Annotated in this window: 22 protein-coding genes; 5 read left to right on the plus strand and 17 right to left on the minus strand. The window is 67.4% G+C overall.

Annotation, left to right across the window (positions count from 1 at the left end):
* Positions 1-21: 21 nt before the first annotated feature.
* From ftsB to DIE22_RS29535, 9 genes are all read right to left on the minus strand, one after another.
* Positions 22-450, minus strand: coding sequence for a cell division protein FtsB (ftsB, locus tag DIE22_RS29480; RefSeq protein WP_124500758.1), 429 nt, complete (start codon positions 448-450; stop codon positions 22-24).
* An 82-nt stretch (positions 451-532) separates the two neighbouring features.
* Entirely contained in the window at positions 533-1816 is a 1284-nt protein-coding gene (eno, locus tag DIE22_RS29485; RefSeq protein WP_124500757.1) for a phosphopyruvate hydratase, read from the minus strand.
* A 106-nt stretch (positions 1817-1922) separates the two neighbouring features.
* Positions 1923-2777, minus strand: coding sequence for a 3-deoxy-8-phosphooctulonate synthase (gene kdsA / locus DIE22_RS29490; protein WP_124500756.1), 855 nt, complete (start codon positions 2775-2777; stop codon positions 1923-1925).
* Complete coding sequence (locus DIE22_RS29495) at positions 2774-4432, minus strand: CTP synthase (RefSeq protein WP_124500755.1); 1659 nt, start codon at positions 4430-4432, stop codon at positions 2774-2776. Before DIE22_RS29495 ends, kdsA begins: the two co-directional genes overlap by 4 nt.
* Before the next feature lie 182 nt (positions 4433-4614).
* Positions 4615-5460 (minus strand): alpha/beta fold hydrolase, encoded by an 846-nt coding sequence (locus DIE22_RS29505; RefSeq protein WP_124500754.1) that lies wholly within the window; start codon positions 5458-5460, stop codon positions 4615-4617.
* Positions 5461-5689: 229 nt separating this feature from the next.
* Positions 5690-8179, minus strand: a complete 2490-nt coding sequence (locus DIE22_RS29520; protein WP_124500753.1) for a DNA internalization-related competence protein ComEC/Rec2 — start codon at positions 8177-8179, stop codon at positions 5690-5692.
* A gap of 57 nt (positions 8180-8236) precedes the next feature.
* Entirely contained in the window at positions 8237-9025 is a 789-nt protein-coding gene (locus DIE22_RS29525; RefSeq protein WP_124500752.1) for a TatD family hydrolase, read from the minus strand.
* Between the two features lie 65 nt (positions 9026-9090).
* A complete protein-coding gene (lolD, locus tag DIE22_RS29530) occupies positions 9091-9849 on the minus strand; it encodes a lipoprotein-releasing ABC transporter ATP-binding protein LolD (protein ID WP_409364655.1) in 759 nt (252 codons plus the stop codon).
* Positions 9842-11095 (minus strand): lipoprotein-releasing ABC transporter permease subunit, encoded by a 1254-nt coding sequence (locus DIE22_RS29535; RefSeq protein WP_124500750.1) that lies wholly within the window; start codon positions 11093-11095, stop codon positions 9842-9844. Before DIE22_RS29535 ends, lolD begins: the two co-directional genes overlap by 8 nt.
* Positions 11096-11267: 172 nt before the next feature.
* Here DIE22_RS29535 and DIE22_RS29540 point away from each other — a divergent pair, with 172 nt between their 5' ends.
* The 5 genes from DIE22_RS29540 (at position 11268) to DIE22_RS29560 (ending at position 18010) form a co-directional block, all read left to right on the plus strand.
* Positions 11268-12341, plus strand: coding sequence for a regulator (locus DIE22_RS29540; protein ID WP_185640710.1), 1074 nt, complete (start codon positions 11268-11270; stop codon positions 12339-12341).
* Between the two features lie 10 nt (positions 12342-12351).
* On the plus strand, positions 12352-14049 hold the full coding sequence (gene recJ, locus DIE22_RS29545; protein WP_124500748.1) for a single-stranded-DNA-specific exonuclease RecJ: 1698 nt from the start codon (positions 12352-12354) through the stop codon (positions 14047-14049).
* A 161-nt stretch (positions 14050-14210) separates the two neighbouring features.
* A protein-coding gene (prfB, locus tag DIE22_RS29550) for a peptide chain release factor 2 (RefSeq protein ID WP_124500747.1) occupies positions 14211-15315 on the plus strand; the annotation gives its coding sequence in 2 pieces (ribosomal slippage) (positions 14211-14291 and positions 14293-15315; 1104 coding nt in all).
* 75 nt (positions 15316-15390) lie between these two features.
* Positions 15391-16917, plus strand: coding sequence for a lysine--tRNA ligase (gene lysS, locus DIE22_RS29555; RefSeq protein ID WP_124606644.1), 1527 nt, complete (start codon positions 15391-15393; stop codon positions 16915-16917).
* A 349-nt stretch (positions 16918-17266) separates the two neighbouring features.
* Positions 17267-18010, plus strand: a complete 744-nt coding sequence (locus DIE22_RS29560) for a glycine zipper 2TM domain-containing protein (RefSeq protein ID WP_124500745.1) — start codon at positions 17267-17269, stop codon at positions 18008-18010.
* Positions 18011-18138: 128 nt separating this feature from the next.
* Here the strand turns inward: DIE22_RS29560 and iscX are convergent, their stop codons facing one another.
* The 8 genes from iscX to iscR all read right to left on the minus strand — a co-directional run bounded on the left by iscX (position 18139) and on the right by iscR (position 24091).
* A complete protein-coding gene (gene iscX / locus DIE22_RS29565; RefSeq protein ID WP_124500744.1) occupies positions 18139-18348 on the minus strand; it encodes a Fe-S cluster assembly protein IscX in 210 nt (69 codons plus the stop codon).
* A 77-nt stretch (positions 18349-18425) separates the two neighbouring features.
* Positions 18426-18767, minus strand: coding sequence for an ISC system 2Fe-2S type ferredoxin (gene fdx, locus DIE22_RS29570; protein WP_124500743.1), 342 nt, complete (start codon positions 18765-18767; stop codon positions 18426-18428).
* An 88-nt stretch (positions 18768-18855) separates the two neighbouring features.
* Positions 18856-20724: a Fe-S protein assembly chaperone HscA gene (gene hscA / locus DIE22_RS29575; protein ID WP_124500742.1), complete on the minus strand. Its 1869-nt coding sequence runs from the start codon at positions 20722-20724 to the stop codon at positions 18856-18858.
* Between the two features lie 54 nt (positions 20725-20778).
* Positions 20779-21306 (minus strand): Fe-S protein assembly co-chaperone HscB, encoded by a 528-nt coding sequence (gene hscB, locus DIE22_RS29580; protein WP_034176899.1) that lies wholly within the window; start codon positions 21304-21306, stop codon positions 20779-20781.
* A gap of 94 nt (positions 21307-21400) precedes the next feature.
* Positions 21401-21724: an iron-sulfur cluster assembly protein IscA gene (gene iscA / locus DIE22_RS29585; protein ID WP_011885413.1), complete on the minus strand. Its 324-nt coding sequence runs from the start codon at positions 21722-21724 to the stop codon at positions 21401-21403.
* Positions 21725-21788: 64 nt separating this feature from the next.
* The gene (gene iscU, locus DIE22_RS29590) at positions 21789-22196 is read right to left on the minus strand and encodes a Fe-S cluster assembly scaffold IscU (protein WP_009691729.1); all 408 of its coding nucleotides are present in this window, start codon (positions 22194-22196) and stop codon (positions 21789-21791) included.
* 68 nt (positions 22197-22264) lie between these two features.
* Positions 22265-23488, minus strand: a complete 1224-nt coding sequence (locus DIE22_RS29595) for an IscS subfamily cysteine desulfurase (RefSeq protein WP_124500741.1) — start codon at positions 23486-23488, stop codon at positions 22265-22267.
* Positions 23489-23551: 63 nt separating this feature from the next.
* Positions 23552-24091, minus strand: coding sequence for a Fe-S cluster assembly transcriptional regulator IscR (gene iscR, locus DIE22_RS29600; protein ID WP_009691731.1), 540 nt, complete (start codon positions 24089-24091; stop codon positions 23552-23554).
* Positions 24092-24156: the final 65 nt, after the last annotated feature.

Consider the following 24156-nt stretch of genomic DNA (forward strand, 5'->3'; position numbering starts at 1 on the left):
CAATGATTCGGACTACCGCGCTCAGTGATGCGCGGCCTTGCCCTTCTCGCCGCCGTGATGCCGTGACGGCTTCGCGATCGACTGCGGGTTCGGCACGACACGTACGGGCGCCGCAGACACGGCACCGCGCGTCGACGTCGTGTTCGAAGGCGCGTTGTTCAACGGCACGGCCGGCGCATTCGGCGACACGAACTGCACGAATACTTCGCCGTCCTTCACCATGCCCATCTCGTAGCGCGCACGCTCCTCGATGGCCGCGGTGCCGCCTTGCAAATCCTGCACTTCGCCCGCGATCCGCTCATTGCGCAGCTTCTCGTCCGCATTCTTCTGCAACTGGTCGCCGAGTTGCTGACGCAATTCGTGCACCCGCAACCAGCCGCCGTGTCCCCACCATAGGGGGTACTGAATGAGCGCCAGCAAGGCAATCAGGACGACAGTGACAAGCCGCATGTAGAAGACGCAGATATAAGAAGCGCCGCTCCGCGCGACATGCACAGAGCGGCGTCGAGATGACGAACCCGATAGTAGCGCGTTAGCGCAGGTTATAGAAAGCCGATTTGCCCGGGTAGCTCGCGATATCGCCGAGATCTTCCTCGATGCGCAGCAGCTGGTTGTACTTCGAGATGCGGTCGCTGCGCGACAGCGAACCCGTCTTGATCTGACCGGCGTTCAGGCCGACCGCGATGTCCGCGATCGTCGAATCTTCCGTTTCGCCCGAGCGATGCGAGATCACGGCCGTGTAGCCCGCGCGCTTCGCCATTTCGATTGCCGCGAACGTTTCGGTCAGCGTACCGATCTGGTTGATCTTGATGAGGATCGAGTTCGCGATGCCCTTCTCGATGCCTTCCTTCAGGATGCGCGTGTTCGTGACGAACAGGTCGTCGCCGACGAGCTGCACCTTCTTGCCGAGGCGCTCGGTCAGCAGCTTCCAGCCTTCCCAGTCGCCTTCGTGCATGCCGTCCTCGATCGACACGATCGGGAATTTGTCGGCGAGCGTCGCGAGGTAGTCGGTGAATTCGGCCGACGACAGTTGCAGACCTTCGCCCGCGAGCTGGTACTTGCCGTCGTGGTAGAACTCGGATGCCGCGCAGTCGAGCGCGAGCAGCACGTCTTCGCCCGCACGGTACCCGGCCTTCTCGATCGCCTGCAGGATCGTCGACAGGCACTCGTCGTTGCTGCCGAAGTTCGGTGCGAAACCGCCTTCGTCGCCGACTGCCGTGCTCATGCCGCGGTCGCTCAGGATCTTCTTCAGCGCGTGGAACACTTCCGCGCCGCAACGCAGAGCTTCACGGAACGTCGGCTGGCTGACCGGGACGATCATGAATTCCTGGATGTCGAGGCTGTTGTTCGCGTGCGCGCCGCCGTTGACGATGTTCATCATCGGGACCGGCAGCTGCATCGCGCCCGAGCCGCCGAAGTAGCGGTACAACGGCAGACCGGCTTCTTCAGCGGCTGCCTTCGCGACGGCCATCGACACGGCCAGCATCGCGTTCGCGCCGAGGCGCGACTTGTTGTCGGTGCCGTCCAGCTCGAGCAGCGTCTTGTCGAGGAACGCCTGTTCCGACGCGTCGAGGCCCATGATGGCTTCGGAGATTTCGGTGTTGATGTGCTCGACGGCCTTCAGCACGCCCTTGCCGTTGTAGCGGCCGGTTTCGCCGTCGCGCAGTTCGATCGCTTCACGCGAGCCGGTGGACGCGCCCGACGGCACCGCCGCGCGGCCCATCGTGCCCGATTCGAGCAGCACGTCGCATTCGACGGTGGGGTTGCCGCGCGAATCCAGAATCTCGCGGCCGATGATATCTACGATTGCACTCATGGGTTTCCTCTGAGAATGACGATGGATTCTTCAAACTGCGACGGCACGCGTGCCGACACTGCTTTCGCTACAGACGCGCGAAGCCGCCGCAAGGTTCATTCGATCTTTAGTTGAAATCGTTTTCCAGGAACGGATTGCGCTTCACCGCCTGATCGAGCGTGACGAGGGTCTCCAGCAGCGCGCTCATCCGGTTCAGCGGCACCGCGTTCGGGCCGTCCGACTTCGCTTCGGCCGGATTCGGGTGCGTTTCCATGAACAGGCCCGCGACGCCCGTCGCGACCGCGGCACGTGCGAGCACCGGCACGAATTCGCGCTGGCCGCCCGAGCTCGTGCCCTGCCCGCCCGGCAGCTGCACCGAGTGGGTCGCGTCGAACACGACCGGCGCGCTCGTCTCGCGCATGATCGCGAGCGAACGCATGTCGGACACGAGGTTGTTGTAGCCGAACGAGACACCGCGCTCGCACGCCATGAAGCGGTCTTCCGACAGACCGGCTTCACGCGCCGCGTCGCGCGCCTTGTCGATCACGTTCTTCATGTCGTGCGGCGCGAGGAACTGGCCCTTCTTGATGTTGACGGGCTTGCCCGAGCGTGCGCACGCCTGGATGAAGTCGGTCTGGCGGCACAGGAACGCGGGCGTCTGCAGCACGTCGACGACCGACGCGACCTGCTCGATCTCTTCGATCGAATGCACGTCGGTCAGCACCGGCAGGCCGAGCTGGCGCTTCACCTCGCCGAGGATCCGCAGGCCCTCGTCCATTCCGAGGCCGCGAAACGACTTGCCCGAGCTGCGATTCGCCTTGTCGTAGGACGACTTGTAGATGAACGGCACGTTCAGCTTCTCGCAGATCTCCTTCAGGCGGCCTGCCGTGTCGATCGTCATTTGCTCCGATTCGACGACGCAGGTACCCGCGATCAGGAAGAAAGGCTGGTCGAGACCGACCTCGAAATCGCACAGCTTCATGCTTTCACTCCGCGCGCTTGCTTGTTGGCGAGCGCGGCTTCGACGAACGACTTGAACAGCGGATGGCCGTCGCGCGGCGTCGACGTGAATTCCGGGTGGAACTGGACGCCGACGAACCACGGGTGCATCGAACGCGGCAGCTCCATCATTTCCGGCAGATCCTCGCTCGGGGTACGGGCGCTGATGATAAGGCCGCCGGCTTCGAGCTGGGGCACGAAGCGGTTATTGACTTCATAACGGTGGCGATGGCGCTCGTTCACATCCTTGCCATAGATCTCTTCGGCCATCGTGCCGGGCTTGATCGGGCAGCGCTGCGAGCCGAGGCGCATCGTGCCGCCGAGATCCGACTCTTCGGTGCGCGTCTCGACCTTGCCGTCGCGGTCGTACCACTCGGTGATCAGCGCGACCACGCGTTCCGGCGTGTCCGGCTCGAATTCAGTGCTGTTCGCCTGCTTCAGGCCGACGACGTCGCGTGCGAATTCGATCACCGCGAGCTGCATGCCGAGACAGATGCCGAGGTACGGCACCTTCGACTCGCGCGCGTAGCGGATCGCCGCGATCTTGCCTTCCGTGCCGCGACGGCCGAAACCGCCCGGAACGAGCACCGCATCCAGGTGCTTCAGGCTGTCGACACCGTTCGTCTCGATCTCTTCCGAATCGATGTACTCGATGTTGACCTTGGTCGACGTATGCAGCGATGCGTGGCGCAGCGCCTCGATCAGCGACTTGTACGACTCGGTCAGATCGACATACTTGCCGACCATGCCGATCGTCACTTCGTGCTTCGGGTTCTCCAGCTTCTCGACGAGCTCCGACCACATGCTCAGGTCGGCGTCCTTCGGCGACAGCTTCAGCTCCTCGCAGATGATCCGGTCGAGGCCCTGGTCGTGCAGCATCTGCGGAATCTTGTAGATGCTGTCGGCGTCCCACACCGAGATCACGGCGTCTTCGGGCACGTTCGAGAACATCGAGATCTTCTTCGATTCGTCGTCCGGAATGCGGCGATCCGCGCGGCACAGCAGCACGTGCGGCAGGATGCCGATCTCGCGCAGCTTCTGCACGCTGTGCTGGGTCGGCTTCGTCTTCAGCTCGCCGGCCGTCGCGACGTACGGCACGAGCGTCAGGTGCACGAAGCACGCGCTGTTGCGGCCGAGGCGCAGGCTCATCTGGCGCGCGGCCTCGAGGAACGGCAGCGACTCGATGTCGCCGACCGTGCCGCCGATCTCGACGATCGCGACGTCCGGCTCGCCGCAGGTAGCCGATGCCGCCCCGCGCTCGATGAACGCCTGGATTTCATTCGTGATGTGCGGGATAACCTGCACGGTCTTGCCGAGATAGTCGCCGCGGCGTTCCTTGCGGATCACCGATTCGTAGATCTGGCCGGTCGTGAAGTTGTTGGCCTTGCGCATCTTCGTGCTGATGAAGCGCTCATAGTGGCCGAGGTCGAGGTCGGTCTCCGCTCCGTCTTCCGTCACGAACACTTCGCCGTGCTGGAACGGGCTCATCGTGCCGGGGTCGACGTTGATGTAGGGATCGAGTTTGAGGAGGGTGACTTTCAGACCGCGCGATTCGAGGATCGCGGCGAGGGAGGCGGCGGCAATACCCTTGCCGAGGGAGGAAACTACGCCGCCGGTGACGAAAACATATTTGGTCATCGCTGGATGCTCGCGGGAAAAACGGATTATACCGTAAAGCCCGCCCTTCTCTCAGCAATCGACGCGATGATCCCGCCCTTTCGCGCTGCGCCGCGCCAGCCGTGCGCGCCCGGGGCAAACCGGCGGGCCGGTCGGTGCAACCGCGCATGCGGGACGCGGTGCGCCGGACGATGCATCAGGCGTCAGGCGCGCCTCGCGAGCGCCACGCCGTCATGCGGCACGCCGCCATCCGCCGCCTTCAGCGAATTCAGCATCCGCTGCAATGCGCGGGCCGTCTCGATCGGCCGCTCCATCGGGAACAGGTGGCTGCCCTCGAGCCACTCGATGCGCCCGCGCGCCGCGCGGCGCGTCGCATCGAGTCCGACCTGCCGCACTTCGCGCGAGCGCGTGCCGGCAAGAAAACCGAGCGGCACCGGCGCGCCGTGCGCGAGCCGCGGGCCGAGCGTGTGCGGCAACGTCCGGTAGATCAGGTATTCGACCTGCCGGTCGAAGGCGAGCGCGCGTTCGCCGTCGGCGCCCGCCTGCGGAATGCCGTAGTCGATGTAGTCGGACAGCATCCGCTCGTCCCAGCGGGCGAACGCGGGTTTCTCGTGAAAGTGCCGCCAGGCTTCGTCGCGGCTCACCCAGCGCGTGCGCCGGTTGCGCGTCGCGGCCGCCGGCGACAGCCGTTCGTCGAGTCCGGCCCACTGGCTTGCGCGCAATGCGCCGGCGCGCCATCCGGCGATGATCGGCGAATCGATCATCACCACGCCGCGCACCCATTGCGGTTTTTTCAGCGCGGCCATCAGCGACAGGTAGCCGCCGAGCGAATGGCCGACGAGCCAGACCGGGCGCTCGTAGCGGCCGCCGATGTCGTCGAGCAGTTGCTCGACGAGATGCGGCCAGTCGCGCGTCACCGGGTAGCGGCGATCGTGACCGATGCGCTCGATGTAGCGCAGCTCGTAGTCGTCTGCCAGCTCGGCGAAGATCGTCCGGTACGTCGATGCCGGAAAACCGTTCGCATGCGAGAAGTGGAGGATGTCCTTCAAACGCCGATGTCTCCTTTGTCGACGGGAGTTAGTGCTTTAGCACTTACTCCCGTCCCATGCTTCGCGGTCGACCGGAGTTGGCGCTTTAGCGCTTACTCCGGTCCCATGCTTCGCGGTCGACCGGAGTTAGTGCTTTAGCACTTACCCCCGTCCCATGCTTCGCGGTCGACGGAAGTTGGCACTTCAGCGCCTACCCCGGTTCTTTTCTTGGCGCGCGCCCTCACGCCGATCACCGGTCCATCCAGTACCGTCGCTGCGCATCGCGGTAACGCTCGAACGCGAAACCGCCGCCCGCCGGCGCGACGTCGAACCGCACGGCCCCGTCGCAATCGGTGCGCGGCAGCGGAATCCCGCGCGCCTCATAGCGCGCAAGGACGGTCCGGTGCGGATGCCCGAAGCGATTGCGATAGCCTACAGGAAATACCGCGACGCGCGGCCCGACCGAATCGAGGAAAGGCTCGACCGACGACGTGCGGCTGCCATGGTGCGGAACGACGAGGATCTGCGCGGCCAGTGCATCGCGCGAGCCGGCCACCAACCGCCGCTCGGCGCGCGCTTCGATGTCGCCCGTCAGCAGTGCCGACGTGCCGCCCGCGTCGATGCGCAGCACGCACGACCGTTCGTTCGACGGCCCCGCGCCCGCGACGCGCGGCGGCCACAGCATCGTGAACGCGACACCGTCCCAGGTCCACCGCTGCCCGGCCGTGCAAGGCAGCCGATCCGCCACGCCAGCCGCCTGCGCGTCGCGCCACAGCCGGTGCTGCGGCGCAATGCCTGCAAGCAGCTGGCGGACCTCGGCGGCCGCATAGACGGCCTCCGCACCGCCCGCGTGATCGGCATCCGCGTGGCTGAGCACGAGCGAATCGACGGTCCGGATTCCGCGTGCACGCAACGACGGCGCAACGATCCGCGTACCGGCATGGGTCGACTCCGCCCCCGGCCCCGCATCGAACAGCAAGGTCCGGCGCGCGGTCTCGACCAGTACCGCCGCGCCCTGCCCGACGTCGAGCACGGTCAGCCGGAAGCCGCCGGGCGGCGGCGCATCGGGCGCCGGCGCGACCAGCGGCAGCCACGTCATCGGCGCTGCCCAGCGCAGCGGCCAGCCGCGCGGCATCAATGCCCACACGACACCCACGCACGCAAGCGCCAGCACCGGCCAGTCCGGCATGCGCAGCCAGAACACGCCGGCAGGCCAGTCGGCGAGGTGCCCGAGCAGCACCATCATCGGTTCGAGCGCCGCATGCGCGAGCCGGAATGCACACGCGTCCAACGGCGCAGGCAACCCGATACCGGCGAGCACGATCGGCGTCACGACCGAACTGACCCACGGAATCGCAAACGCATTGCCGAACGGGCCCGATACCGATATCTGCGCGAACCACGCGGCCGTCAGCGGCGCGAGGCCGATCGTCACCGCATACTGCACGCGCGTCGCCTCCGCGATACGGCGCCCGGCACGCGTACACCATGCGCGCAGCCGGCGCCGGCGGTCGACCGCAGCGGCGCCATCCGGCGCACTGTCGTCGCCGTCGAACGCGCGCACCGCGCGCCAGCCCGCCACCGCCATCAGGATCACGGCGACCGCCCCGAACGACAGCCAGAACCCGGCCGACAGCACCGCCCACGGATCGGCAAGCAGCACGCCGCCGAGCGCCGCGCACAACACCGCGGACGTCGGCACGCTGCGTCCGGCCAGATAGGCAGCCGCGCCGGCCGCGATCATCCACCACGCGCGCTGCGCCGGCACGTTGAAGCCGGCAAGCGCCGCATACCCGGCGGCGGCCGTCAGCGCCGCCAGCGAAGCCACGTAGGGCGCCGGCATCACGAGCGCCGCGGCCCGGCCACGCCAGCGCAGACGCCGCCAGACCATCGACACGATCGCGGCTGCAATCGCGCCGACGAGCCCGACGTGCAGGCCCGAGATCGCGACCAGATGACTCGTGCCCGTATTGCGCAGCACGCGCCAGTCGTCGTCGCCGATGCCGGATTGATCGCCGACCGCGAGCGCGGTCACGATGCCGCGATGGCGCGCGCCGCCGCCGAGCGCGTCGCCGATACGCGTGCGCAGCGCGTCGCGCAGCCGATCGATCGACGCGCGCCATCCCGATGCGCACGCGTCAAGCAATTCCGCCCGCTCGGGCGCGACGACATAGCCGATTGCACGAATGCCCGCGGCGAGCCACGCCGCCTCGCTGTCGCGCACGCCGGGATTCGCCTCGGCATGCGGGCGCTTCAGGCGCACCACGAGACGCCAGCGCTGCGCGGCGCGCAAATCGGGAATCGTGTCGCGTGCGTCGGCCGCGCCGTACGTGCGCCATGACAACCGGATCACCGGCGGGAAACGGGCGAGCCCTGCGTCGTTCGATTCGACGGCAAACAACAGTCGCGCGCCAGTGTCGTCGATCACCGGCAACCCGCGGATCACGCCCGTGACGACGATGTCGCGCCCTTCCCGCTCGACGGGCAGGCTGTCACGCAGCCGCCATTCGGCGCGCGCGGCCGCATAGCCGAATCCGATCGCACAGGCGGCGCTTGCGCACAGCATCCACCGGAGCGCGACGATCGCACGGGTTCGACGGCGCCGCGCGGACCATCCGAGCAGCGCGCCGCAACCGGCCAGCACGGCCGCCCCGCCAGTCCAGCCGCCCGCGCCCGGCAACGCCGCCTGCCGCTGCAGCACGACGACGCCGAGCGCGAACGCGATCCACCACACGCGCATCGCGCCTCCTCGTCGACCTGACGCCGCCGTTGTCGAGACGGCGCCTTCCGGCAACGATTATGCGGACGAAAGTGCGAGGCGCGGCAGCGCGGCGAGCGCGTTAGCCGTTGTGGATAGGGACAGCGCGTGTGCGTCGATCCCGCGCAGCTCGGCGAGCACGTCGCCGATGCGCGGCACCTGGTCGGGCGTGTTGCGGGATTTGTACGCCCACTCGGGCGCGATGTCGGGCGCGTCCGTCTCGACGACAATCGCATCGAGCGGCAACTGCGCGGCGAGCCGGCGGATCTGCAACGCGCGTCCGAACGTCGCGTTGCCGCCGAAACCGAGATGCAGCCCCTGCGCGAGATAGGCGTCGGCCTGCTGGAAACTGCCGTTGAACGCATGCGCGATGCCGCGCCGCACGCCGAAGCGGCGCAGCCCGGCCAGCACGCGGTCCTGCGACTTGCGCACGTGGCACAGCACCGGCAGGTCGAATTCGCGCGCGAGCTTGAGCTGCCCCTGATAGAAGAATTGCTGCCGCGCTTCGTCGAGCCCCGGCACGAAGTAGTCGAGACCGATCTCGCCGATCGCGACGAAGCGCGGATCGTCGAGGCTCGCCTCGATCTCCATGCGCAGCCGGTCGAGATCCTCGTCGCGCGCGTGCGGCGTATACATCGGGTGGATGCCGAGCGCATAGACCGCGCCCGGCGTGCGCTGCGCCAGTTCGCGCACCGTCGTGAAGTTGTCGCGCCCGACGCTCGGGATCACGATGCGCGACACGCCGGCCGCGCGCGCCGCCTGCGCGACCGCGTCGCGGTCGCCGTCAAATTCGGCGGCATCGAGATGGCAATGCGTATCGATCCACATGGCGGCTTTCCTGCGCCCTCGCCGCAACGCCGGGACTCACCCCGCGGCACGGTGGAGGCGTTCGTTCACACCGGCAGCGCCGGCTCCTCGTGCAGCACGCCGTCGCGCAAGCGCATGATGCGGTCGCAGCGCGCGGCGAGCTCGGGATCGTGCGTGACGATCACGAAGCTCGTTTCGAGCGTCTCGGACAATTCGAGCATCAGGTTGAACACCGTATCGGCCGTCGTGCCGTCGAGGTTGCCGGTCGGCTCGTCGGCGAGCACGCAGGCCGGCTTCGTCACCAGTGCGCGCGCGATCGCGACGCGCTGCCGCTCGCCGCCCGACAGCTCGCCCGGCCGGTGCTTCGCACGCGGGCCGAGACCGACGCGTTCGAGCATCGCCTGCGCCTGTTCGCGCGCATCCTCGGTCGTCATCCGGCGAATGCGCAGCGGCATCGCGACGTTGTCGAGCGCGGTGAATTCCGGCAGCAGGTGATGGAACTGGTAGACGAAGCCGAGTGCGCGGTTGCGCAGCTCGTTGCGCTCGCGCTCGGCGAGCTGCGTAAACGGCTTGCCGAGCAGCGACACTTCGCCCGCGCCCGGTTCGTCGAGGCCGCCCAGCACGTGCAGCAGCGTGCTCTTGCCGGAGCCCGACGCGCCGACGACCGCGAGCTTCTCGCCGCGCCGCACCGTCAGCTCGGCGTTGTTGAGCACCTGCACGTTGAAGCCGCCCTGCACGAACGCCTTCGTGATCCCGCGCGCCTGAAGCACGTATTCCTGCATACCTGCCGAATCCTGTCTGATGGGTTGTCGTGAATCCGCGAATGCGGTCGCGCGGTCATTCATAGCGCAGCGCCTCCGCCGGCTTCACCTTCGCGCCGCGCCAGCTCGGATAGAGCGTCGCGACGGCCGACAGCGCGAACGCGATCAGGCCGATCTTGATGACGTCGCCCGCGACGAGCTCGGACGGCAGCTCGCTGATGAAGTACACCGACGGCGGCAGGAACTGCACGCCGAACAGATGCTCGATCATCGGGATCAGCCACGGAATGCTCCACGCGATCAGGCAGCCGAGCGCGACGCCCGACGCGGTGCCGACGAAGCCGATCGTCACGCCCTGCACGACGAAGATCTTCATGATCGAGCCCGGCTGCGCGCCGAGCGTGCGCAGGATCGCGATGTCGGCCTGCTTGTTGGTCACCGTCATCACGAGCGACGATACGAGGTTGAACGCGGCGACCGCGATGATCAGCGTAAGGATGATGAACATCATCCGCTTCTCGATCTGCACGGCCGAGAACCAGGTCTTGTTCTGCTGGGTCCAGTCGCGGATGTACAGGCTGCCCGACAGCGTATGCGACAGCTCGACCGCGACCTGCGGCGCCTTCTGCATGTCGGTAAGCCGCAGCCGCACGCCGGTCGGCGCGGACATCCGGAACAGCGCCTCGGCGTCGCGGATGTCGATCATCGCGAGCGTGCTGTCGTATTCGTAGTGGCCCGACTCGAACACGCCGACCACCGTGAACTGCTTGAGCCGCGGCATCATGCCGGCCGGCGTGATCGTGCCTTCGGGCGCGACGAGCGTGACCTTGTCGCCGACCGTCACGCCGAGGTTGCCGGCGAGCGCGTCGCCGAGCACGATGCCGAACTGGCCGGGCACGAGCGCGGTCAGCTGGCCCGCCTTCATGTCCTTGCCGATGTCCGACACCTGCGGCTCGAGCGACGGCTCGATGCCGCGCAGCATCACGCCGCTCACCGCGTCCTGGCGCGTGAGCAGCGCCTGCGCGTCGACGTACGGCGCCGCGCCGGTCACCGACGGGTTGCGGCGCGCTTCCTGCGCGGTCAATTGCCAGTCGGGCATCGAGCCGGTCGGCGAGAACACCTCGACGTGCGCGAGCACCGACAGCATGCGGTCGCGCACCTCCTTCTGGAAGCCGTTCATCACGGACAGCACGACGATCAGCGCCGCGACGCCGAGCGCGATCCCGAGCATCGACACGAGCGCGATGAAGGAAATGAAGCCGTTGCCGGTCGTGCGTTTGCCGGCGCGCGTGTAGCGCCAGCCGATCTGCCATTCGTACGGAAGTTTCAAGCGAATCCTTTCTGCTGGTTACGGCGGGGATGGCGGCCCGCGCCCGGAGCGCCGTCCGGCGGCGGCCGGCCGCCCGGGCGCGGCCGAAAAAGCGGCCGCCGGACGCAATCGGGCCCAATCGAGCCCGATCGGGCCGTTAGCCGGCCCGATCACGCGCGCAGTTTGCCATACAATGCGCACCATCATGCACGACCGACGCCTCCATTTTCTCGTTCCGTTCGCGCTGCCGCCGGCGGCCGATGCGGCCTCGTCCCTGCACACGCTGGACAGCCCCGCGCTCGAAAAGTTGCTCGCCCGCGCAAGCCTCGTCGAGCGCGTGGCCGGCGAGGACTTCCAGCGCACGCTGCCGCACGAGCGCTGGCTGGCCCGCCAGTTCGGCGCGACCCAGGGCAACGCCGCCGACGAGGCGCCGCTCGCGCCCTACATGCTGCTGGCGGACGGCGGCGACCCCGGCACGCAGGCCTGGGCGTGCGTCGAGCCTGTCCACGTCGAAATCGCGCACGATCACCTCGTGCTCGTCGATCCGGCGAGCCTCGCGCTCGAGGACGGCGACGCGGCCGCCTTGCTGGCGGTCGCGCGCCCGCTGATCGAGGAGCTCGGCGTGCGGCTGGAAGCGCCGCAGCCGGCTCGCTGGTACCTGTCGAGCGAGCAGCTCGCCCGCCTCGCCGGCGCCGCGCCGCTGCGCGCGAGCGGCCGCAACATCGAGATCTGGCTGCCGCACGAGGCGCACACCGGCGAACGTTCGCGGATGTGGATGAAGCTGCAGAACGAAGTGCAGATGGCGTGGTTCCAGCATCCGGTCAACGAAGCGCGCGAAGCGCGCGGGCTGCCCGCCGTCAATTCGATCTGGTTCCATGCGCAAGGCACGCTGAAGCCGGTCGGCAAGCCGTTCGCGCGCGTGCTGTCCACGTCGCCCGCGGCGCTCGGCCTCGCGCGCGCCGCGCAGGCCGAGGCCGGCGCCGTGCCGGCCGCATTCGATGCGCTGCCCGCCGCCGGCGCGACGCTCGTCGAGCTGCCGACGCTGTCCGCCCCGTTCATCGAACAGGACTGGGCTCGCTGGCACGACGCGCTCGCCGCGCTCGAGCGCGACTGGTTCGCGCCGTCCCTCGCCGCGCTGCGCAACGGCAAGCTGGCGAGCGTCGACTTCACGCTGTGCGGCGACACCAGCTCCGTGACGCTGCATGCGACGCGCGGCGACCTGCGCAAGTTCTGGCGCCGCCGCGCGCTGGCCTCCCTGTTCGAATAACCCAACCCGAATGACCCGGATCGTTACCCGCCCCGTCGCGCCCGCCGACGCCGAAGCGCTCGCGCGCCACGGCCTGCATCCCGTCCTCGCGCGCCTGTATGCGTCGCGCGGCGTGCAGTCCCCGACCGACATCGAGACCGCGCTCGCGCGCCTCGTGCCGCCCACCGAACTGAAAGGCTGCGCCGACGCCGCGTCGCTGCTCGCCGACGCGATCGCCGACAAGCGGCGCCTCCTGGTCGTCGCCGACTACGACTGCGATGGCGCGACCGCCTGCGCGGTCGCGGTGCGCGGCCTGCGGATGTTCGGCGCGCAAATCGACTACCTGGTGCCGAACCGCTTCGAATACGGTTACGGGCTCACGCCCGAGATCGTCGAGCTCGCGGCCGCACGCAAGCCCGACCTGCTGATCACGGTCGACAACGGGATCGCGAGCGTCGCGGGTGTCGAGGCCGCCAACGCACGCGGCATCGACGTGCTCGTGACCGACCACCACCTGCCCGGCGACGCGCTGCCCGCCGCGCGCGCGATCGTCAACCCGAACCAGCCCGGCTGCGCATTCCCGAGCAAGCACATCGCCGGCGTCGGCGTGATGTTCTACGTGCTGCTCGCGCTGCGCGCCGAGCTGCGCCGCCGCGGCGCATTCGCGAGCAAGGAGGCCGAACCGCGCCTCGACGGGCTGCTCGACCTCGTCGCGCTCGGCACCGTCGCCGACGTGGTGCGGCTCGACGGCAACAACCGCGTGCTCGTCGCGCAGGGGCTGCAGCGCATCCGCAACGGCCGCATGCAGCCGGGCATCGCCGCGCTGTTCCGCGCGGCCGGCCGCGAGGCGCGCACCGCGTCGGGCTTCGACCTCGGCTTCGGCCTCGGCCCGCGCCTGAACGCCGCCGGACGGCTCTCCGACATGTCGCTCGGCATCGAATGCCTGATCACCGACGACATCGGCCGCGCGTGGGACCTCGCGCAGCAGCTCGACGTGATGAACCGCGAGCGCCGCGAGATCGAGGCCGGCATGCAGCAGCAGGCGCTCGCCGACCTCGCCGACGTCGATCCGGCCGACGCGTGCACGATCACGCTGTTCAATCCCGAATGGCACCAGGGCGTGATCGGCATCGTCGCGGGGCGGCTCAAGGAGAAATTCCACCGTCCGTCGTTCACGTTCGCGCATGCCGACGAAGCCGGCACGCGGGTCAAGGGTTCGGGCCGCTCGATTCCCGGCTTCCACCTGCGCGATGCGCTCGATCTTGTATCGAAGCGCGAGCCCGACCTGATCGTCGCGTTCGGCGGCCACGCGATGGCCGCCGGCCTCACGCTCGACACCGACAACGTGCCGCGCTTCGCGGCCGCGTTCGAGGCCGTCGCGCGCGAGTGGCTGTCCGACGACGCGCTCGCGCGCGTGATCGAGACCGACGGCGAACTCGAGGAAGCGTATTTCACACCGCAGTTCGTCGGGCTGCTCGACGAAGCCGTCTGGGGCCAGGGCTTTCCGGCCCCGCTTTTCTCCGGCGAGTTCGACGTCGTGTCGCAGTCGCTCGTGAAGGAAAAGCACTTGAAGCTGCAGCTGGCGCGCGGCCGCCAGCGCTTGAACGCAATCTGGTTCAATCACACCGAGCCGCTGCCGGCGAGCGCGCTGATCGCATATCGCCTCGTGGCCGACACGTGGAACGGCGTGACGCGCGTCCAGCTGATCGTCGAGCACGCGGCCGGCTGAGCGTCGCGCGCCCGGCCACCCGGCCTGCGGCGCTCGCGGGCCGCATGCGCGCCGCGCCGGACGAGGCCGCGGCGCGCATGCAAGCATATTCCGCGTCACCGGGACACCCTGCCGATCGGCTATAATTCCGCTTTTTTACGAAGCAAGAACAGCGAACGATCATGGAAGCGGAACGTCTCAACGCGATCGAAAGCTCCCTGCTCGACCTGCGCAACCGCGCGGGCGAGCTTCGGGGGTATCTTTGACTACGACGCCAAATCTGCGCGTCTGATCGAAGTCAACAAGGAACTCGAAGACCCGAACGTCTGGAACGATTCGAAGAACGCCCAGGCACTCGGCCGCGAGAAGAAGCTGCTGGAAGGCGTCGTCACGACGCTGACGGTGCTCGATAGCGACCTGCGCGATGCACTCGACCTGTTCGAGCTGGCTCGCGAGGAAGGTGACGAGGATACGCTGCTCGCATCGGAAGACGACGCGAAGAAACTCGAAGCGCGCGTCGGCGACATCGAATTCCGCCGGATGTTCTCGAACCCGGCCGACCCGAACAACTGCTTCATCGACATCCAGGCCGGCGCCGGCGGCACCGAGGCGTGCGACTGGGCGTCGATGCTGCTGCGCCAGTACCTGCGCTACTGCGAACGCAAGGGCTTCAAGGCCGAAGTGCTCGAAGAGTCCGACGGCGACGTCGCCGGCATCAAGAACGCGACGGTCAAGGTCACGGGCGAATACGCATACGGCTTCCTGCGCACCGAAACGGGCATCCACCGCCTCGTGCGCAAGTCGCCGTTCGACTCGTCGGGCGGCCGCCACACGTCGTTCTCGTCGGTGTTCGTATATCCGGAAATCGACGACTCGATCGAAGTCGAGGTCAATCCGGCCGACCTGCGCATCGACACGTACCGCGCATCGGGCGCGGGCGGCCAGCACATCAACAAGACCGACTCGGCGGTGCGGATCACGCACATGCCGACCGGCATCGTCGTGCAGTGCCAGAACGACCGCTCGCAGCACCGCAACCGTGCCGAAGCGATGGCGATGCTGAAGTCGCGCCTGTACGAAGCCGAGATGCGCAAGCGCCAGGCCGAGCAGGACAAGCTCGAATCGAGCAAGACCGATGTGGGCTGGGGCCACCAGATCCGTTCATACGTGCTCGACCAGAGCCGCGTGAAGGACCTGCGCACCAACGTCGAAATGAGCAACACGCGAGCCGTCCTCGACGGCGATCTCGACGACTTCATCAGCGCGAGCCTCAAACAGGGCGTGTAAGCGCCGCGGCGCGGCCCCTCCGGTCGCGCCGCCCTTCCCGTTGCGTTGCCGCACCCACTCCGAATTCCGACCATCATGACCGAACCGACCCAAACGCAGCCCGCCGTCGCCGCGGACGAAAACCAGATCATCGCCGAGCGCCGCGAGAAGCTGCGCGCACTGCGCGAGCACGGCATCGCCTATCCGAACGATTTCCGGCCGACGCATCACGCCGCCGATCTCCAGGCGAAATACGTCGACTCGGACAAGGCCGCGCTCGAAGCGAACCCGGTCGAGGTGTCGGTTGCCGGGCGCATGATGCTCAAGCGCGTGATGGGCAAGGCGAGCTTCGCGACGGTGCAGGACGGGTCGGGCCAGATCCAGTTCTTCGTGACGCCGAACGACGTCGGCGCGGAGACCTACGACGCATTCAAGAAGTGGGACCTCGGCGACATCGTCGCCGCGCGCGGCGTGCTGTTCCGCACCAACAAGGGCGAGTTGTCGGTCCAGTGCAAGGAACTGCGCCTGCTGTCGAAGGCGCTGCGCCCGCTGCCGGACAAGTTCCACGGCCTCGCCGACCAGGAAATGCGTTATCGCCAGCGCTACGTCGACCTGATCGTCACGCCGGAAACGCGCGACACGTTCCGTGCGCGCACCAAGACCATCGCGTCGATCCGCAATTTCATGGACAACGCCGACTTCATGGAAGTCGAGACGCCGATGCTGCACCCGATCCCGGGCGGCGCCGCGGCCAAGCCGTTCGTCACGCATCACAACGCGCTCGACATGCAGATGTTCCTGCGCATCGCGCCGGAGCTGTACCTGAAGCGCCTGATCGTCGGCGGTTTCGAACGCGTGTTCGAGATCAACCGCAACTTCCGGAATGAAGGCGTGTCGCCGCGCCACAACCCGGAATTCACGATGATGGAGTTCTACGCCGCGTACACCGACTACCGTTGGCTGATGGACTTCACCGAGCAGCTGATCCGCCAGGCGGCGATCGATGCGCTCGGCACCGCGACGATCCAGTACCAGGGCCGCGAGCTCGACCTCGCAAAGCCGTTCCATCGCCTGACGATCACGCAGGCGATCCAGAAGTACGCGCCGCAGTACACCGATGGCCAGCTGTCGGACGACGCGTTCCTGCGCTCCGAACTGAAGCGTCTCGGCGTCGACGTGTCGCAGCCGGCCTTCCTGAACGCCGGTATCGGCGCGCTGCAGCTTGCGCTGTTCGAGGAAACCGCCGAATCGCAGCTGTGGGAGCCGACCTACATCATCGACTACCCGGTCGAAGTGTCGCCGCTCGCACGCGCATCGGATACGGTGCCGGGCATCACCGAGCGTTTCGAGCTGTTCATGACCGGCCGCGAGATCGCGAACGGCTTCTCGGAGTTGAACGATCCGGAAGACCAGGCCGCGCGCTTCCGGAAGCAGGTCGAGCAGAAGGATGCCGGCGACGAGGAAGCGATGTTCTTCGACGCCGACTACATCCGTGCGCTTGAACACGGGATGCCGCCGACGGGCGGCTGCGGGATCGGCATCGACCGTCTCGTGATGCTGCTGACCGACAGCCCGACGATCCGCGACGTGCTGCTGTTCCCGCACCTGCGCCGCGAAGACTGACGCCCGTGCCCACGTATGCGTCGCGCCCCGCGGCCGGCGCATACGTGCCGGCTTTGTAACCACGCGTAAATCCCGCCTGCCGGCGTCCGCCGGCCCTCGATCCTCCCCCGTTTTATCTACTTGTCGCGACGGCCTTCCCCGGGTTTTCCCGGTAGCGACCGCCGGTTCCCCGCTGCAATTCGTTACACCTTGATACGGTGCGCCGCTCGCCCGTGGAAGACACTCCTGTTGCGTCACCACGCATGACCACGGGACCAGAACGAGGCGCCGGAACGCCGAGTCTGATCGCTCCCGAGCGTGGGATCCGGCCAGCACCAACATGCGAGCCGGATCGACACCGGAGAGAAAAATGGACAACCAGAATCAGACCACGCCGCAAAAGCAACGCCTCCACCCGCTCATCGCGACCGCGGCAGGCACCGTCATCGTCGCCAGCCTCGCTGCCACCGCCGCGATCACGGGCATCTTCCCGAAGGCCAGCAGCAATAACGCGCAGAACGGCCAGACCCAGGCCGCGCTGATCGCGTCGCAGCCGGCCGTCGATACGGCCGCGGCAGCCAGCGCCGCGCTGGCCGCGCAAGCGCAGCAGCAGGCAGCCGAACAGGCCGCGCAGCAGAAGGCGGCTGCCGAGAAGGCGGCGGCTGCACAAGCCGAACCCAAGCCCGCGCCGCGCCCGGCGGCAACGCACCGCCGCCATGCGCCGGCACCGCAACCGCCGCAATACGCGCAACAGCCGTCCGCACCCGCGCAGCCGGCCTATTGCCAGACCTGCGGCACGGTCGTCGCGATTACGCAGACGCGTACGCCGGGCCAGAGTTCGGGAATCGGCGCGGTCGGCGGCGCCGCGGCCGGCGGCCTGCTCGGCAACCAGTTCGGTCACGGCAACGGCCGCACCGCGATGACCATCATCGGCGCGCTCGGCGGCGGTCTCGCCGGCAACCAGGTCGAGAAGCAGGTGCGCGCGGAAACCGACTACCAGGTGCAGGTCCAGATGGAAAGCGGCGCGACGCGCACGTTCACGTACCACAACGCGCCGCCGTTCGGCCAGGGCCAGCGCGTGCGTGTGGAGAACGGCACGCTGGTCGGCTCGTAACGCTCCACGCATCGCCGGGGCCGTCCGTCGACGGCTCTCGCAGCGCACTCGAAACGAAAAAGGCTCGTGAAGCATCACGAGCCTTTTTCGTTTGCGGGAGCAACGCAGCGCGGGCGCCGGCGCGAACCTCAGTCTTCGTCGTCGAAGTCGGATTCGTCGATCCAGTGGGCCTGGATCGCCTCGAGGATCTTCTCGCCCGAGTGGGCCGGATCATCGGTGAAGCCGTCGAGCTCGATGACCCATTGGCGCAGGTCGACGAAATTGATCCGCTGCGGATCGACGTCCGGATGCTTGTCTGCCAGCGCGATGGCGATTTCGCGCGAATCGATCCATTTCATGGCCTGCTCTCCCGTGTACGCGGCGAGTCCACCGGGGCACGGCGCGCACGTTGCGCGCTGCCCGGCCCGCCGATCCGTCAGTGATTTTCCTTCGCGTGGTTGATCGAGTACTTCGGAATCTCGACCACCAGGTCCGAATCTTCCGTCACGATCGCCTGGCACGACAGGCGCGACGTCGGCTCGAGGCCCCATGCCTTGTCGAGCAGGTCGTCTTCGTCCTCGTCGGACGGCTCAAGATCGTTGAAGCCCTCGCGGATCACCACGTGGCAGGTCGTGCATGCACACGACTTCTCGCATGCATGCTCGATCTCGATCCCGTTGTCGAGCAGGTTGTCGCAAATACTCTTGCCGGGCGTCGCGTCGATCACTGCGCCGTCCGGGCACAGTTCGACGTGAGGCAGCACCACCAGTTGAGGCATGTCCGTTCCGTCAGTCAGGGTGCGGCGGCTGGCGCCGCACGGTTCAATATCACGCGGGCCGTCGCCAGCCCGCGTGCAGGTCGTTCGTTCAGATCTCGTCGAGCCGTCGGCCCGCCAGCGCACGCTTGATGCTCTTGTCCATCCGGCGCGCCGCGAATTCGTCCGTGCCGTCGGCCAGTGTCTTGGTGGCGGTTTCGATCGCGTCCGTGTCGTCGCCCTGAGCGATCGTGCGCAGCGCCGCGACGAGCGCGTCCACCTGCGTGCGTTCGGCTTCATCGAGCAATTCGCCGTCGGCCGCCAGCGCCGCCTGCGTCGCCTCGATCATCCGCTCGGCCTCGACCTGCGCTTCGCGCAGCGCGCGCGCGCGCATATCGATCTCGGCGGTCTTGAAACTGTCCTCGAGCATCTTCGCGATGTCGTCGTCGGCGAGGCCATACGACGGCTTCACGACGACGGATGCCTCGACGCCCGAGTGCTGCTCGCGTGCGAACACCGACAGCAGCCCGTCCGCATCGACCTGATAGGTCACGCGGATGCGCGCCGCGCCGGCCGTCATCGGCGGGATGCCGCGCAGCTCGAAGCGCGCGAGCGACCGGCAGTCGGCGACGAGCTCGCGCTCGCCCTGCACGACGTGGATCGCCATCGCGGTCTGGCCGTCCTTGAAGGTCGTGAACTCCTGCGCACGCGCGATCGGAATCGTCGAATTGCGCGGAATGATCTTCTCGACGAGGCCGCCCATCGTCTCGACGCCGAGCGACAGCGGAATCACGTCGAGCAGCAGCCAGTCGTCGCCGCTGCCGCGATTGCCGGCAAGCAGGTCGGCCTGGATCGCCGCACCGAGCGCGACGACCTGGTCGGGGTCGAGATTGACGAGCGGCGGCTGGCCGAAATACTGCGCGACCGCGTCGCGGACCACCGGCATGCGCGTCGCGCCGCCGACGAGCACGACGCCCTTGATGTCGGCCGGGCTCACCTGCGCGTCGCGCAAGGCCTTGCGGGTCGGCGTCAGCGTACGCAGCACGAGCGGCTCGACGAGCGACTCGAACGTGTCGTGCGAGATCGTCTGCACGAGGCGCGCACCGCTCGACAGCGTCACGTCGAGCGACGCTTGCGGCGCGGATGACAGCGCTTCCTTCAGCACCCGCACGCGATCGAGCAGCAGGCGCACGTCCTCGGGCGCGAGCGCCTTCGCGTCGATGCCGGCCTGCGCGAGCACGTGGCCGAACAGCGCGTGGTCGAAATCGTCGCCACCGAGCGCGGAATCGCCGCCCGCGGCCAGCACCTCGAACACGCCCTTCGTCAGCTTCAGGATCGACAGGTCGAACGTGCCGCCACCGAGGTCGTACACCGCGTAGAGGCCTTCGGCCGCGTTGTCGAGACCGTAGGCGATCGCGGCCGCGGTCGGCTCGTTCAGCAGGCGCAGCACGTTGAGGCCCGCGAGACGCGCGGCGTCCTTCGTCGCCTGGCGCTGCGCGTCGTCGAAATACGCGGGTACCGTGATCACCGCGCCGACCAGGTCGTCGCCGAGCGTGTCTTCCGCGCGGTAACGCAGCGTCGCGAGAATCTCGGCCGATACTTCGACCGGGCTCTTCACGCCGTCGATCGTGCGGATCTGCACCATGCCCGGCGCGTCGATGAATTCGTACGGCGCGTTCGCCGCGCCTTCGACCTCGGCCTTGCCGCGGCCCATGAAGCGCTTGACCGACACGATCGTGTTGCGCGGATCGGTCGCGGCCTGCTCCTTCGCTTCGTGGCCGATGCGGCGGCCGCCCTTCTCCAGATAACGGACCACCGACGGCAGCAGCGCGCGGCCCGCCTCGTCCGGCAACACTTCGGGCACGCTGTTGCGCACGGCCGCGACGAGCGAGTTCGTCGTGCCGAGATCGATCCCGACAGCGAGTCGCCGCTGGTGCGGCGCCGGCGCCATGCCCGGTTCGGAAATTTGCAGTAAAGCCATCTTGGTTCGTTCGGGCGCTCGGCCCGTTTGCTGCGCGTGCCGCGAGGCACGCGGTTAAGTTTCGAGGCGCTCGATCTGCGCGCCCACTTCCGACGCGACCCGTTCGATGAACATCAACTGGCGTACGGCCTCGGCGGCGGCCTGGTCGGCCGCGCTGTCGAGCAGCGTGCCGAGGCGCTCGAGGCGCACGCGCTTTTCGTCGCGCAGTTCGGCGAGCAGCGCATCGAGCGCGTCGACGTTGCGGGCGGCCGCGGCATCCTCGATGCCCTCGCGCCACTCCATCTGCTGCATCAGGAACGCGGGCTCCATCGCGGTGTTGTTTTCAGCACCGATGTCGACGCCGCGCAGCGACAGCAGATAGGTCGCGCGCTTCAGCGGATCGCGCAGCGTGCGGTAGGCTTCGTTCGCACGCGTCGCCCATTGCATCGCGATGCGCTTTTGCGCGTCGCCGGCCGCCGCGAAGCGGTCCGGGTGCACCTGCGTCTGCACCGTGCGATACGCGCTGTCGAGCGCCGCCTCGTCGAGCGCGAATTGCGCCGGCAGGTGAAACAGATCGAAGTGGCTGTCTTTCAGCGAAACCATCGTCGCGTTCAATTCCGGTTCGTCGCGCGGCAAACGCCGCACATTAAAAAGGCGGCCCGTGCCGCCTCTTGCCCGCATCGCGCGGAAGACCGCGTCACACGCGGAACGATTCGCCGCAGCCGCACTCGTCCTTCACGTTCGGGTTGTTGAACTTGAACCCTTCGTTCAGCCCTTCGCGCGCGAAGTCGAGCTCGGTACCGTCGATGTACGCAAGGCTCTTCGGGTCGACGACGACCTTCACGCCATGGCTCTCGAACACCTGATCCTCGGGAGCCAGCTCGTCGACATACTCGAGCTTGTACGCGAGCCCCGAGCACCCGGTCGTGCGAACGCCAAGCCGCAGGCCCACACCCTTGCCGCGACGGACGAGGTATTTCTGGACGTGCTGTGCTGCTTTTTCGGTCAGTGTAATTGCCATGATGTCCTTGCCGCGGCGCGCCGCTCGGGCCCGCCGCGTTCATTCACAAGCCGCTCGATGCCGCTCAGGCCGCTGCCTGATCGCCTTCCTTGGTGTCGTGGCGCTTCTTGTAGTCGGCCACGGCTGCCTTGATCGCGTCTTCCGCGAGAATCGAGCAGTGAATCTTCACCGGTGGCAGCGCGAGCTCTTCGGCGATCTGCGTGTTCTTGATCGACAGCGCCTCGTCGAGCGTCTTGCCCTTCACCCATTCGGTCACGAGCGAGCTCGACGCGATGGCCGAACCGCAGCCGTACGTCTTGAACTTCGCGTCTTCGATCACGCCGTCCGCGCCGACGCGGATCTGCAGCTTCATCACGTCGCCGCAGGCCGGCGCGCCGACCATGCCCGTGCCGACCGCGTCGTCGTCCTTCGCGAACGAACCGACGTTACGCGGGTTTTCGTAGTGATCCAGAACCTTGTTGCTGTATGACATGACTCAGACTCCTTGACTCGTTACGTCTGCGTGCGCAAATCCGCCCGCGAATGTATTCAATGCGGTGTTCAGTGTGCGGCCCATTCGATCGTCGACAGATCGATGCCTTCCTGGTGCATTTCCCAGAGCGGCGACAGCTCGCGCAGCTTCGCGATCTTGCTGTTCAGCAGGTTGATCACGTAGTCGACGTCCTGCTCCGTCGTGAAGCGGCCGACCGTGAAGCGGATCGAGCTGTGGGCGAGTTCGTCGTTGCGGCCGAGCGCACGCAGCACGTACGACGGCTCCAGCGACGCCGACGTGCACGCGGAGCCCGACGACACCGCGACGTCCTTGATCGCCATGATCAGCGACTCGCCTTCGACGAAGTTGAAACTGATGTTCAGGTTGTGCGGGACACGGTGCTCCATGTCGCCGTTCACGTACGTTTCCTCGATCTGCGACAGGCCGCGCAGCAGCTTGTCGCGCAGCATGCGGACGCGCTCGTTCTCAGTCGCCATTTCCTCGCGCGCGATGCGGAACGCTTCGCCCATGCCGACGATCTGGTGCGTCGCCAGCGTGCCCGAACGCATCCCGCGCTCGTGGCCGCCGCCGTGCATCTGCGCTTCGATGCGCACGCGCGGCTTGCGGCGCACGTACAGCGCGCCGATGCCCTTCGGGCCGTAGGTCTTGTGCGCCGAGAACGACATCAGGTCGACCTTCAGCTTCGCGAGGTCGATCTCGACCTTGCCGGTCGACTGGGCGGCGTCGACGTGGAACACGATGCCCTTCTCGCGGCAGATCTCGCCGATCGTCTCGATGTCCTGGATCACGCCGATCTCGTTGTTCACGTGCATCACCGACACGAGGATCGTGTCCGGGCGCAGCGCGGCCTTGAACACGTCGAGGTCGATCAGGCCGTCGTCCTTCACGTCGAGATAGGTGACTTCGAAGCCGTCGCGCTCGAGCTCGCGGCAGGTGTCGAGCACGGCCTTGTGCTCGGTCTTCACCGTGATGATGTGCTTGCCCTTGCCCTTGTAGAAGTTCGCGGCACCCTTGATCGCCAGGTTGTCCGATTCCGTTGCGCCGGACGTCCAGATGATCTCGCGCGGATCCGCGTTCACGAGTGCGGCCACCTGTTCGCGCGCTTCCTCGACGGCGCGCTCCGCATCCCAGCCGTACGCGTGGCTACGCGACGCCGGATTGCCGAACTGCTCGCGCAGGTACGGCACCATCTTGTCGACCACGCGCGGGTCGACCGGCGTCGTCGCACTGTAATCCATGTAGATGGGCAGGTGGAGAGTCTCTTGGGTCATCTGTCGCTCCGGGTATTCTGTGCAGGGACTATGTGCGTTATGGGGTGTGCGGCGCGTTCGCGCTCACGAACTCGCGATGTTGAACACCGAATTGGGACCGAGCGGCATCGTGCGCACCGGTTCGGCCGGCGCCGCGACAGGCTCCGGCGTGCGCCGGTCGCGCAGCACCGCAGGTGCGCCCTCGCGTGCGCGCTGCTGATCGACGAGATCCTGCAGCGACACCGAATCGAGGTATTCGACCATTTTCTGGTTCAGGGTCGACCACAGCTCGTGCGTCATGCAATGGCCGTCGGGCTGCTTCGAGCCGTCGCACGTGCCTTTGCCGCCGCACTGCGTGGCGTCGAGCGGTTCATCGACCGCGATGATGATGTCGGCGACGGTGACGTCCTGCGCGCGGCGCGCGAGGTTGTAGCCGCCGCCCGGGCCGCGCACGGATTCGACGATTTCATGCCTGCGCAGCTTGCCGAACAGCTGTTCGAGATACGAGAGCGAAATCCGCTGGCGCTGGCTGATGCCTGCAAGCGTCACCGGGCCCTGCTCCTGGCGCAGTGCCAAGTCAATCATCGCCGTGACGGCGAAACGGCCTTTGGTGGTGAGTCTCATGGTGTCTAGGGGACTGCAATCTTGACGATTTTGGTCAAGTATAAATATTTGACGATTTTAGTCAA

It is taken from the genome of Burkholderia sp. Bp9142 (assembly GCF_003853415.1).
GTDB lineage: Bacteria > Pseudomonadota > Gammaproteobacteria > Burkholderiales > Burkholderiaceae > Burkholderia.